Source organism: Streptomyces sp. NBC_00878 (genome assembly GCF_026341515.1).
In the GTDB taxonomy this organism is placed as follows: domain Bacteria; phylum Actinomycetota; class Actinomycetes; order Streptomycetales; family Streptomycetaceae; genus Streptomyces.
In genome coordinates this window covers 381,115-393,227 of sequence record NZ_JAPEOK010000002.1, presented here as the reverse complement: position 1 = coordinate 393,227, position 12,113 = coordinate 381,115, and the positions used below count along the sequence as shown (strand labels likewise).

The 12,113-nt window shown below is 69.3% G+C and carries 8 protein-coding genes; 5 read left to right on the top strand and 3 right to left on the bottom strand.

All coding sequences use genetic code 11. The features are described from left to right. The first annotated feature begins 1 nt into the window (after nucleotide 1). The 4 genes from OHA11_RS45940 to OHA11_RS45925 all read left to right on the top strand — a co-directional run bounded on the left by OHA11_RS45940 (nucleotide 2) and on the right by OHA11_RS45925 (nucleotide 5,922). Complete coding sequence (locus OHA11_RS45940; RefSeq protein WP_266508360.1) at nucleotides 2-910, top strand: carbohydrate ABC transporter permease; 909 nt, start codon at nucleotides 2-4, stop codon at nucleotides 908-910. 80 nt (nucleotides 911-990) lie between these two features. After that, the gene (locus OHA11_RS45935; protein ID WP_266508657.1) at nucleotides 991-1,887 is read left to right on the top strand and encodes a carbohydrate ABC transporter permease; all 897 of its coding nucleotides are present in this window, start codon (nucleotides 991-993) and stop codon (nucleotides 1,885-1,887) included. Between the two features lie 41 nt (nucleotides 1,888-1,928). Further along, nucleotides 1,929-4,067 carry a beta-galactosidase gene (locus OHA11_RS45930; protein ID WP_266508358.1) on the top strand — a complete coding sequence of 713 codons (2,139 nt, stop codon included), beginning with the start codon at nucleotides 1,929-1,931 and terminating at the stop codon, nucleotides 4,065-4,067. A gap of 49 nt (nucleotides 4,068-4,116) precedes the next feature. Next, nucleotides 4,117-5,922 carry an RICIN domain-containing protein gene (locus tag OHA11_RS45925; RefSeq protein WP_266508356.1) on the top strand — a complete coding sequence of 602 codons (1,806 nt, stop codon included), beginning with the start codon at nucleotides 4,117-4,119 and terminating at the stop codon, nucleotides 5,920-5,922. A 30-nt stretch (nucleotides 5,923-5,952) separates the two neighbouring features. Here OHA11_RS45925 and OHA11_RS45920 read toward each other — a convergent pair whose 3' ends face one another. The 3 genes from OHA11_RS45920 to rraA form a co-directional block, all read right to left on the bottom strand. Beyond that, a complete protein-coding gene (locus tag OHA11_RS45920; RefSeq protein WP_266508354.1) occupies nucleotides 5,953-7,206 on the bottom strand; it encodes a PP2C family protein-serine/threonine phosphatase in 1,254 nt (417 codons plus the stop codon). Nucleotides 7,207-7,305: 99 nt separating this feature from the next. Then, nucleotides 7,306-8,064: an IclR family transcriptional regulator gene (locus OHA11_RS45915; protein ID WP_266508352.1), complete on the bottom strand. Its 759-nt coding sequence runs from the start codon at nucleotides 8,062-8,064 to the stop codon at nucleotides 7,306-7,308. A 94-nt stretch (nucleotides 8,065-8,158) separates the two neighbouring features. Beyond that, nucleotides 8,159-8,626 (bottom strand): ribonuclease E activity regulator RraA, encoded by a 468-nt coding sequence (gene rraA / locus OHA11_RS45910; protein ID WP_266508351.1) that lies wholly within the window; start codon nucleotides 8,624-8,626, stop codon nucleotides 8,159-8,161. Between the two features lie 255 nt (nucleotides 8,627-8,881). On the opposite strand from rraA, the gene icmF reads away from it, so the two are divergent. Then, entirely contained in the window at nucleotides 8,882-12,112 is a 3,231-nt protein-coding gene (gene icmF / locus OHA11_RS45905; RefSeq protein WP_266508350.1) for a fused isobutyryl-CoA mutase/GTPase IcmF, read from the top strand. The last annotated feature ends 1 nt before the right edge of the window (nucleotide 12,113 follow it).

The following is a 12,113-nucleotide window of genomic DNA, read 5'->3' as shown; positions in this document are numbered from 1 at the left end:
GATGGCCGCCACCACCGCGACCTCCGCCAAGGCATCCCCCAGGGCGAAGCACCGTGCGGCAGGGCCCCTGTTCGTCGCGCCGTTCATGGTGCTCTTCGTCCTGCTCTTCCTCGCCCCGCTCGGCTACGCCGCCTACCTGAGCCTGTTCCAGGAGAAGCTCATCGGCGGAACGGCCTTCGTCGGCCTCGACAACTACGTCAAGGCAGTCCAGGACCCGCTCCTGATCCACGGCGTCGGACGCGTCGCGCTGTTCTTCGTGATCCAGGTCCCGGTGATGCTCGTCCTGGCCCTGCTGTTCGCGCTCGCGCTCGACAGCGGCCTGCTGCGCCTGGCCCGGGTGATCCGGCTCGGCATCTTCGTCCCGTACGCGGTCCCGAGCGTGGTCGCCGCGCTCATGTGGGGCTATCTCTACGGGCCGGACTTCGGCCCCTTCGCCCAGCTGAGCGAGAAGCTGGACCTGCCTGCCCCGCCGTTCCTCAGCGACAGCTGGATGCTCGCCAGCCTGGCGAACATCGTCACCTGGGAGTTCGTCGGCTACAACATGATCATCCTGTACGCGGCCCTGCGGACCATTCCCCACGAGCTGTACGAGGCGGCGGCGATGGACGGGGCCGGGGCCTGGCGCATCGCCTGGTCCGTCAAGCTCCCCGCGCTGCGCCCGGCGCTGATGCTCACCCTGCTGTTCTCCGTCATCGGCAGCTTCCAGTTGTTCAACGAGCCGAAGCTGCTGATGGCCATCGCCCCTGACGTCATCAGCAGTTCCTACACCGCGAACCTGTACTCCTACACCCTCGCCTTCACCGGCCAGAAGCTCAACTACGCGGCCACGGTCTCCTTCCTCCTCGGCCTCGTCATCGTGGTCGCCTCCTATGCCGTCCTGCTCACCGCGAACCGCAGGAGGACCCCGTGACCTCCCCCAAGCTCTCGACCGCGATCGAGCCGGTGGGATCCTCATCAGCCGTGCCCCCGGCGACCGCGAGCTCCTCGCCGATGGACGGGACACCCGCGCCCCCCGGCCGGCGCCGTCGCTCGGCGTCCCGGCGCCGCAGTACCCCGCTGACCATCGCCATGCTGGCCGCTCTGGCCTACTTCCTGCTGCCCCTGTTCTGGCTGGTCGTCGCCTCGACGAAGAGCACCCAGGACCTGTTCAACAGCTTCGGTCTGTGGTTCTCCGACACCCCGCGGCTGCTGACGAACATCAAGGAGACCTTCACCCAGGACGACGGGGTCTTCGTCAGCTGGCTGCTCAACACGGCCATGTACGCGGTGGTGAGCGCGCTCGGTGCCGCCCTGCTCGCGGCAGCGGCCGGATACGGCTTCGCCAAGTTCCGCTTCCGCGGCGACCGCGCGGCCTTCAACCTCGTCCTCGGCGCCGTCATGGTCCCGGCCACCGCCCTCGCGATCCCGACCTATCTGCTCTTCGCGAAGGTCGAGCTGGTCAACACGCCCTGGGCCGTCATCCTGCCGTCCCTCGTCAACCCCTTCGGCCTCTACCTGATGCGGGTCTACGCGCAGGACGCCATCCCCGACAGCATCCTGGAGGCCGCCCGCATCGACGGCGCCGGGGAGGCCCGGATCTTCTTCACCATCGCCCTGCGACTGCTCGCGCCCGGCCTGGTGACCGTTCTGCTCTTCACCCTCGTCGCCACCTGGAACAACTACTTCCTTCCGCTGATCATGCTCAACGACCCGAATCTGTACCCGATCACGGTCGGTCTCTCATCCTGGGCGGCCCAGGCCCAGAACGGCGGGGCCGGTGCCAGCAGCGACATGCTCGCGCTCGTCGTCACGGGCTCCCTCATCTCGATCCTCCCGCTCGTCATCGCCTTCCTCCTGCTCCAGCGGTACTGGCAGAGCGGCCTGGCCGCCGGCGGCGTCAAGCAGTAGCGCGCAGTCCTCGTACCACCCCTTGTCTTCGGAGGTCCTTCATGGCGGTTCTGCCTGCCCACGTCCTGTTCGGCGCCGCGTACTACCACGAGTACCACCCCGGCTACCAAGCCGAGCCGGCGCCCGAGGAACAGCTCAAGACCGACCTCGACCTGATGGCCGCCGCGCACTTCACCGTCATCCGGGTCGGCGAGTCGGTCTGGTCGACATGGGAGCCCACGAGCGGGCAGTTCGACCTGGACTGGCTCCAGCCGGTGCTGGACGGCGCCCACGAGCGCGGTATCTCCGTCGTCCTCGGCACGCCGACGTACGCCGTACCACCGTGGCTGGCCCGCCAGTACCCGGAGATCGCCGGGGAGCAGCCCACGGGTCAGCGCCTCGGCTGGGGTGCCCGGCAGGAAGCGGACTTCACGCATCCGGCGTTCCGCTTCCACGCCGAGCGGGTGATCCGGAAGGTCGTCGCCCGGTACGCCGGTCACCCGGCGGTCATCGGCTTCCAGGTGGACAACGAGCCGGGCCTGCACCTCCTCCACAACCACGGCGTGTTCCAGCGGTTCGTGGACCACCTGCGCGCGAAGTACGGGGACGTCGAGACCCTCAACCGCGAGTGGGGGCTGGTCTACTGGTCGCACCGGCTGTCGACGTGGGCCGACCTGTGGACGCCGGACGGGAACGTCCAGCCGCAGTACGACGTCGCGTGGCGGGAGTTCCAGGCACGTCAGGTCACGGAGTTCATCGGCTGGCAGGCCGACATCGTCCGCGAGTACGCCGGTCCCGGGCAGTTCGTCACCACGTGCATCTCCTACACGCGCGGCGCCGTGGAGGACGACGAGATGACGGACCGCCTCGACATCGCGTCGGGCAACCCGTACTACGACATGCAGGACGGTCTGCTGCTCCCCGACCCCACGCCCGAGGACCACGAGCAGAAATGGAAGACCACCGGTGTGTGGTCGATGTACCAGACCGCGGACTGGATGTACTCCTCCCTTCAGGAGCCGTTCCTGGTCACCGAGACCAACGCGAACTCGATCGGCATGGCGTGGGACAACCGGCCCGGCTACGACGGGCAGTGGCGCCAGGCCGCCTGGGCGCAGGTCGCGCGCGGCGCGCGGATGATCGAGTACTGGCAGTGGCAGACGCTGCGCTTCGGTGTCGAGACCTACTGGGGCGGCGTCCTTCCGCACACCGGCCGACCGGGCCGTACGTACGCCGAGATCGCCCGGCTGGGCGAGGAGTTCGAGACCGCGGGTTCACTGGTCGCCGGGATCGAGCCGGACGCCGACATCACGATGGTCTACTCGACGCCCAGCAAGTGGCTCATGCAGAAGCATCCGCCGTTCGCGACCGCCGACGGCGAACCGGACGCCGCCGCCTACCACCGGATCTTCGACCCCTTCTACCGCGGTGCCTTCGACGCCGGACGCCAGGTACGGATCGTGCACGCCCGCCAACTGCACGATCCGCGCGGCGAACGGGAGGGTCTGACGGCCGAGGAGGGTGCCCGACGCCACCCGGTCCTGGTCGTCCCGGCGCTGTACGTCGTCGACGACACGACGCTCGACTGGCTCGCCGCCTACGCGCACGCCGGCGGCCATCTGGTCCTCGGCCCGCGTACCGGCTACGCCGACCACGAGGCGCGGGCCCGGCTGGAAGCGGCACCGGGTCGGCTTTCCGACGCCGCGGGTGTCACCTACGACGAGTTCAGCAACCTTCTCCAGGACGTCCCCCTGCGCACCGCGCCCGGCAGCCCCCTGAAGCTGCCGCCGACCGCGACGGCGACGCGCTGGGCCGACGGCCTCGACGTCATCGACGCCGACGTACTGGCCGCGTACGATCACCCGCACTTCGGCCGCTGGCCCGCGGTCACCACCCGCCGCCACGGGGAGGGCCGCGTCACCTACGTCGGCACGGTGCCCGGACGCGAGCTCGCCCAGGCGCTGGCCGTCTGGACGGCACCGGCCGCCCGCAGCGGGTGGCGGGACCTCCCGGTGTCCGTCACCGCGACGACCGGCACGTCCCCGGACGGCCGTCGCGTCCACATCGTGCACAACTGGGCCTGGGAGCCCGTGAGCGTCGCCGCCCCGGTGGACCTCTCCGACGCCCTCGACGGCACGTCCGTCCCCGCGGGCACGGCGCTGAACCTCGGCGCCTGGGACGTCCGCGTGTTCGTTTCCTGATCTGCCCCCCACGACATCCGCACCACCGCACCACCCCCGAGGAGGGGCTATGCAAAGAAGAACAGCAGGGAAAGCGCTGGGAACCTTCGTCGCGGCATCAGCGCTGCTGGCGATACCCATGGGCACCGCACAGGCGTACAACCCGACGGGTGGAATCCTCTACCAGCTCGGAAGCGAGCCGTGCCTCAAGGGGCGGGGCAACTGCGCGGTCTACCCGAAGTCGGCGCAGCTGCCGAGCGGACGCCTGGTCGCGTCGTTCGAGAAGTCCACGGTCGTGCCGGAGACGGGCAGCGCCGACGGGCAGACACTTCCGGTCTACAAGAGCGACGACGACGGAACGACGTGGCAGCCGCTGTCGGAGGTGAAGGCTCCGGCGTACCTCTCCAAGCACCCCAGGTTCGCGAAGTACACGAGCAACTGGACGAACCCGTACCTCTACACGCTTCCGCAGAACGTCGGGAAGCTGAAGAAGGGCACGCTCCTGCTGGCGAGTGTGGTGTCGGGCGACGACCAGTACTACAAGGAGCGCAAGGCGGCGGACCCGAACTGGACGCCGTCGAACGACGGAGACCGCAAGGATCTGGCGATCGCCCTGTACTCCAGCACCGACGGCGGCGAGACGTGGGAGGTCCTCAACGTCGTCGCGACCGGCGGCTGGCAGGGCGGCAGCGCGGGCGCTACCGGCCAGAACGTCGCGAGCGCGAACACGTACAAGCAGGTGGATCCCCTCTGGGAGCCCTACCTGATGGTCTACGAGGGCAAGCTCGTCTGCTACTACTCCGACGAGAACGACTACATCGGCTTCGATGCGAAGACCGGCGTCCCGACCCTGGACCCGGCGAACGACACCGCCAAGGACTCGCACGGCCAGATCCTCGTCCACAAGACCTGGGACGGCCGCGGCGCGAAGTGGAGCGACCCTGTCGTCGATCTCGCGGGAAGCACCCAGGACATGGGTGGCGGCAAGACGGAGATCGGGGGCGGGCGGCCGGGCATGACGAACGTCGTCCCGACGGCGGACGGCAAGTGGCTGCTCCCGTTCGAGTACTGGGCCGGCGGAGCCAACACCAGGTATGTGATCGCGGACAGCCCGCTGGAGTTCTACCGGGGCTCCGCGACCGGTACGGACGTCGCCTCGCTGCCGGTCGCCGCCGGTTCCCGGCCTCTCGCCAGGGGCGGCAGTCCGGTCGTCATCAAGCTTCCCGACGGGCGCCTGGTCTACAACGCCGCGGGCAGCGGCAACGTCTGGGTCAATGAGAGCGGACGCAGCGACGGCACGTGGAAGGAGTACCAGACGACCTCTCGGGCCGGCTACAGCCGCAACCTCCAGTACGTCGAGGGAACAGGCCGCATCTCCATACTCAACAACCAGGGCACGTCGACGATCGCCTACGCCGAGGTCGACCTCGGCCACTCGGACGGCGCCTACTACCAGTTGGTGAACCGGAAGACCGGCCAGGTGATCGGCACCGGGAACAAGACCAACGACGCGAACATCGGCAACGCGAACGTTCCTGACGTCGTGCTGGAGAAGCTCGGCTCGGCGGCGAACGCGGACACCCAGTACTGGCACGTGGTGACCGAGCCGCAGGGCGGCGTCACGCTGCTCAACAAGTCGGGCGGTCGGGCGGCGGCCATCTGGACCGGCAACGCGACGGTCGGCCAGCGGATCGGCCAGTGGGTCGACAACAGCGCCACCGGCAGCTGGAACCTCGTCAAGACGGACGACGGGTTCTACAAACTGCAGTCGGTCAAGAACACGAACGTGTATCTGACCGGTGCATCCGACAACGCGCCGCTGACCTTGCAGAACGCGGCCACGGACGGCTCGCAGGAGTGGAAACTCGTCCAGTAGGCGCCCCGGCGGAACCCTGCGCGGGGTTCGTCATCCTGACGGCACCGCCGGGCGGGCGGCCGTCTCTTCGGACCCTGCCGCTCCCGCTTCGGAACCTGCCGCTCCGCACACCGTCGGTTCGGGAACCACCACGTCCCGGACCGTCGGTTTGCGGATCAGGAGCAGTGCCGCGTCGTCGTGCAGCCGACCGCCCACATGGGCCAGGAGTTCGTCGTGCAGCGCGGTGAGGGTGCGTGCCGGTTCGTCGGACGCGTGGCGGGCCAGCCCCTCGGCGAGCTGGTAGAACTCGCGGTCGCGGTCCCGGGCCTCGGTGACCCCGTCGGTGTAGAGCAGCAGTTGATCCCCGTCGGCGAACGGCACGGTCTCCAGGCCGGGGGTGTGCCCGGTGAGGCCGCGCAGCCCGAGGGGCGGGGCCGGATGCGCGGGCTCCACGGCCACGACGCTGCCGGACGCGTGTACCAGCAGCGGAGGCGCGTGTCCGCAGTTCACCACCTCCAGATGCCCGGCCTGCGGGTATCCGGCGACCACGGCGGTGACGAAGTCGTCGGCGCCGAGATTGCGCGCCAGGCTCCGCTCGATCCTGTCGATGACGGCCAGGAGATCGGGCTCGTCGTAGGCCGCCTCGCGGAACACACCGAGCACCAGCGCGGCGGTCCCCACGGCCGGCAGTCCCTTGCCCCGCACATCGCCGACGATCAGCCGCACTCCGTACGGGGTCGGTATCAGTGCGTAGAGATCCCCGCCGATACGGGCCTCGGCCGCCGCGGCGCTGTAGCGGACGGCCGCCTGGAACGGGCCGACGGTCGCCGGTACGGGCGTGAGCACCGCGTGCTGGGCGGTCTCCGCGACCGAGCGGACGGCGGCGAGTACCCGGTCACGGCGGGTGCGCAACGCGCTGGCCAGGCCACTGGCCACGGTGACGGCCACCAGGGCGGACAGTACGGCCGCCAGTTCGCCGCCCGGGACACCGTTCCGGGCGCCGAGCGTCGCGCCGAGCACCGCCGCGAGGAAACCGACGCACACGACACCGCGCGGCCCGTTCGTCGTGGCGGCCAGCGCGGGCCCGGCCGCGAGGAGATGCAGCCAGACCATCCCGGCCCCGCCGATGAGATCGGCGATCACGACGACGGAAACTATCAGCACGGGAAGTACGGGAAGTACGGGCGTCCCGGCGGCCAGCCGCGCGGCGGCACGGCCGCGGGCCGAAGCCCCGAGACAGGCCGCTCGGTTCCTGAGCGACGGTACGGACCAGTGGGTGCCGCCATGATCACGGGCCTGACTCATACCTAGTCCGCAGTCCTCACCTGTGCGTGGTGCACATTCTTGTAGTGCCGGTTTCCTCCAGGAAACGGGGTTTATCCGAACGTCACAAGGAGCGGATTTTCAGATAGTGAGCGAAAGACCCCTGGTCACACGGCTCGCCGCCGGGAGCAGCCGCTCCCGGATGCCCTGAAGCCGGGCAAGCCGTTCCACCGGCATCGAGACACCCAGCGAACCGAGTGTGTCCCCGCTGTAGACGGGCACGGCGACGCAGACCGTGCCCAGGGCGTACTCCTCCAGGTCCGTGACGGCCGGGGCCACGGGTGAGGAGTCCAGGCGCCGGAGCAGTTCCGGCCGGCTGGTGATCGTCCGCGGCGTGAGGTCGACGAGGTGATGCCTGGAGAGGTAGTCGTTACGGGCCTCGTCGCCCAGTTCCCGCAGCACTGACTTGCCCAGCGCGGTGGCGTGCCCCGCGTCCTCGAATCCCACCCAGAGGTCGACGCGGGGCGTACGGGGGCCGTCGACGATCTCGGCGACCCGGATCTCGCCCTCCTCGTAGAAGGTGAGGTAGGCGGCGGTGGTCAGCTCGTCGCGCAGCGCGGCGAGGGTGGGGCGGACCCGGCTGAGCAGCGCCTGTCCGCGGCCCGTGCTCTGCATCATCTGCAGCTTGTCCCCGAGGACGAAGCCGCCGTCGTCCAGCTTCCGCAGGTATCCGTCGTGGACCAGCGTCCGCAACAGGTGATAGGCGGTGGCCAGGGGCAGGCCGGTCTCCCGTGCCAGCTGCTTCGCCGGCGCGCCGTTCTGGTGCGCGCTGACGGCCTCCAGGAGGCGGAAGGCCCGCTGGACGGACGTGATGAGGGTGGGGCCGTCGTGCTCACCCATAGGACCAGCGTGCGTCAGACGGTCGCCGCGGGCAAGGTGATCACGGCCCTCCCGCCTGGAAAGGGGCGCTCCCGTGCACCGGGTAAAGGGGCGCTCATTCACGGGTGACGAGAATGCCGTCGGTGTCGCTGTAGAGGTGGCAGCCGGGCTTGAAGGTCACTCCGCCGAACGAGACCTCGACGTTCTTGTCCCCAGTGCCGTCCTTGCGGCTCCTGCGGGGGTTCGAGCCGAGGGCCTTGATGCCGAGGTCGATCTTGGACAGCGCCTCGACGTCACGGACGGCACCGTGGATGACGACACCCTCCCAGCCGTTGGACGCGGCCAGGCCGGCGATGACGTCGCCCATCAGGGCGCTGTCCAGTGAGCCGCCGCCGTCGACGACGAGGACCCGGCCCGCCCCGGGCTCGCCGAGGGCGGCCTTGAGGATCACGTTGTCGCCGTGACATCTCACGGTGGTGACGGCGCCCTCGAACGACGTCCGGGTGCCGAAGGGGCGGAACTGGGTGGTGCACGACTGAAGGTCGTCCCCGTGCTCGTCGTAGAGATCGGCTGTGGGCTTCATTCGTGTGTCCCCTCCAGGTGTGTCACTGCCAGGCCGTTCCGCCGAGACCCGTCACGGAAGTCGAGGATCCCGCACCGGCCGACGAGACGGTAGGGCGTCGCGCCGTTGGCCCGCGGTCGGGAGCTCCCCCGTGTCGCCGAGCCGACTCCCGCACGCCCTGTGCTCCTGCTCACACCACCCTCACCCCCCGCGATTTACTAGGACGTCCTACTATTTCTTCAGTCGGCGTTACCCGACCTGTCTGGGAAGGCCCCCATGAGCGATCTGCACCGTCCCGTGCACCCCATCCGTCTGGTCACGGCTTCGGCTCTGTTCGACGGGCACGACGCCTCCATCAACATCATGCGGCGGATCTTCCAGTCCCAGGGTGCCGAGGTGATCCATCTCGGACACAACCGGTCGGTGCAGGAGGTCGTGGACACCGCGATCGAGGAGGACGCACACGGTGTGGCGGTCTCGTCCTACCAAGGCGGCCACGTGGAGTACTTCGAGTACCTGGTCGAGTCGCTGCGCCGGCAGGGAGCGGAGCACGTCCGCGTGGTGGGCGGCGGGGGCGGTGTCATCGTGCCCGAGGAGATCACCCGGCTGCGCGACAGCGGGGTGACCATCTTCTCCCCGGAGGACGGCCAGCGCATGGGCCTCGCCGGGATGGTCGACACGGTGGTGAAGGACTGCGACTTCGACCTCTGGGACGGCAAGCCGGTCGACGCGGCCGCCGTTCTGGCGGGCGACCGGTTCGCGATCGCCCGCGCCATCACCGGTGCGGAACTGGGCAAGCTGCCCCCGGAGTTCATGGCACAGCTGCGCGCCGCCGGGGTAGCCCGGACCACACCGGTGGTCGGCATCACCGGCACCGGCGGCTCGGGCAAGTCGTCGCTGACCGACGAGTTGGTGCGCCGGTTCCGTCTCGACCAGCAGGACAAGCTGCGGATCGCGGTGATCGCGGTCGACCCGAGCCGCCGCCGGGGCGGCGGTGCGCTGCTCGGAGACCGGATCCGGATGAACTCCCTCGACGGGAACAGGATCTTCTTCCGGAGCCTGGCCACCCGCGGCAGCCACGAGCTGCCCGCGCACCTGTCCGAGGTGATCGACGTGGTCAAGGCCGCCGGCTTCGACCTGGTGATCGTGGAGACACCGGGCATCGGCCAGGGCGACGCGGCGATCGTGCCGTTCGTCGACACCTCGGTGTACGTGATGACGCCGGAGTTCGGCGCCGCCTCGCAGCTGGAGAAGATCGACATGCTCGACTTCGCCGACGTCGTGGCGATCAACAAGTTCGAGCGGCGCGGCGCCAAGGACGCGCTGCGCGACGTGGGCCGCCAACTGGTCCGCAATCGCGAGGCGTTCGGGATGCGGCCCGAGGACATGCCGGTGCTCGGCACCTCGGCGGCCACGTTCAACGACGACGGTGTCACCGCGCTCTACCAGTACGTGAAGACGGCTCTGGCCGAGCACGGACTGCCGTTGCCCGAGGGCACCCTGCCGCGGGTGGACGTGCGCCACTCGTCCGGCATCCGGCAGGTGGTTCCCGCGGACCGGGTGCGCTATCTCGCCGAGATCACCGACACGGTCCGGAGGTACCACGCCGGGACCGGGCTGCTGGCCGAGGCGGCCCGGCGGGTGCAGCGCCTGGAGGCGGTCGAGGGCGAGCTGCTCGCGGCCGGCGCCGAAGCCGGGAACGTCCGGTCGCTGCTCGACGACGCGCGCGAACGGCTCCCGCAGGAGGTCAGGGAACAGATCGCGAACTGGCCCGCCGTCATGGCCTCGTACTCCGGCGACGAACAGGTCGTGAAGGCGCGGGGCAAGGAGATCCGCACCCAGCTGACCCGCGAGTCCCTTTCGGGGAACAGGATTCCGCGCGTGTCACTGCCCCGGTTCACCGACCACGGGGAGCTGGTGCGGTTCTGGCGTCGGGAGAACCTGCCCGGCTTCTTCCCGTTCACCGCCGGGGTGTTCCCCTTCAAGCGGGACGGCGAGGACCCGGCGCGGATGTTCGCCGGTGAGGGAGATCCGTTCCGCACCAACCGGCGCTTCAAGCTGCTGTCCGAGGGTCAGCCGGCCACCCGGCTGTCCACCGCCTTCGACTCGGTCACCCTCTACGGCCGTGACCCGGACGAGCGTCCCGACATCTACGGCAAGGTCGGCACCTCGGGGGTGTCGGTGGCCACGCTGGCGGACATGAAGGCGCTCTACGACGGCTTCGACCTGGTGGCGCCCACGACCTCGGTGTCCATGACGATCAACGGACCCGCGCCGACGATCCTGGCGTTCTTCCTCAACACCGCCGTCGACCAGCAGATCGAGAGGTTCCGTACCGCCGAGGGCCGCGACCCCTCCCCCGAGGAGACGGAGGGACTGCGTGCGCACGCGCTGGCGAACGTGCGCGGCACGGTGCAGGCCGACATCCTCAAGGAGGACCAGGGGCAGAACACCTGTCTGTTCTCCACCGAGTTCTCCCTGCGGATGATGGCCGACATCCAGGAGTGGTTCATCGCGAACAGGGTCCGCAACTTCTACTCGGTGTCCATCTCCGGCTACCACATCGCCGAGGCCGGGGCGAACCCCGTCAGCCAGCTCGCCTTCACCCTCGCCAACGGATTCACGTACGTGGAGGCGTACCTCGCGCGGGGCATGGACATCGACGACTTCGCCCCCAACCTGTCGTTCTTCTTCTCCAACGGCATGGATCCGGAGTACTCGGTCCTGGGCCGGGTCGCCCGCCGGATCTGGGCCGTCGCGATGAAGGAGAAGTACGGGGCGGGCGAGCGCGGCCAGAAGCTGAAGTACCACGTCCAGACCTCCGGGCGCTCCCTGCACGCCCAGGAGATGGACTTCAACGACATCCGCACCACCCTGCAGGCGCTCATCGCCATCTACGACAACTGCAACAGCCTGCACACCAACGCCTACGACGAGGCCGTGACCACCCCCACCGAGGACTCCGTACGCCGGGCCCTGGCCATCCAGTTGATCATCAACAGGGAATGGGGCCTGGCCATGAACGAGAACCCTCTCCAGGGGTCGTTCATCATCGACGAACTCACCGACCTGGTCGAGGAGGCGGTCCTCCAGGAGTTCGAGCGGATCAGCGAGCGCGGCGGTGTGCTGGGCGCCATGGAGACCGGCTATCAGCGCGGCCGCATCCAGGACGAGTCGATGCTCTACGAGCAGCGCAAGCACGACGGCACGCTGCCCCTCATCGGCGTCAACACCTTCCGCAACCCGCACGCGGACACCACCGAACCCGGCGCCATCGAGCTCGCCCGCGCCACGGAGGAGGAGAAGCAGTCCCAGCTGGAGCGTGTGCGCGACTACCAGTCCCGCCACCGCGACCCGGCCCACGCCGCCCTGGCCGCTCTCAAGGAAGCGGCCGTGGGCGGCGGCAACGTCTTCGCCGTCCTCATGGAGACGGCCCGGGTCTGCTCGCTTCAGCAGATCACCGACGCCTTCTTCGAGGTGGGGGGCCAGTACCGTCGCAATGTGTGAC

Coding starts and splice junctions, on each gene's coding strand:
- OHA11_RS45940 (WP_266508360.1), top strand. CDS start 2: ATGGCCGCCACCACCGCGACCTCCGCCAAGGCATCCCCCAGGGCGAAG.
- OHA11_RS45935 (WP_266508657.1), top strand. CDS start 991: ATGGACGGGACACCCGCGCCCCCCGGCCGGCGCCGTCGCTCGGCGTCC.
- OHA11_RS45930 (WP_266508358.1), top strand. CDS start 1,929: ATGGCGGTTCTGCCTGCCCACGTCCTGTTCGGCGCCGCGTACTACCAC.
- OHA11_RS45925 (WP_266508356.1), top strand. CDS start 4,117: ATGCAAAGAAGAACAGCAGGGAAAGCGCTGGGAACCTTCGTCGCGGCA.
- OHA11_RS45920 (WP_266508354.1), bottom strand. CDS start 7,206: ATGAGTCAGGCCCGTGATCATGGCGGCACCCACTGGTCCGTACCGTCG.
- OHA11_RS45915 (WP_266508352.1), bottom strand. CDS start 8,064: ATGGGTGAGCACGACGGCCCCACCCTCATCACGTCCGTCCAGCGGGCC.
- rraA (WP_266508351.1), bottom strand. CDS start 8,626: ATGAAGCCCACAGCCGATCTCTACGACGAGCACGGGGACGACCTTCAG.
- icmF (WP_266508350.1), top strand. CDS start 8,882: ATGAGCGATCTGCACCGTCCCGTGCACCCCATCCGTCTGGTCACGGCT.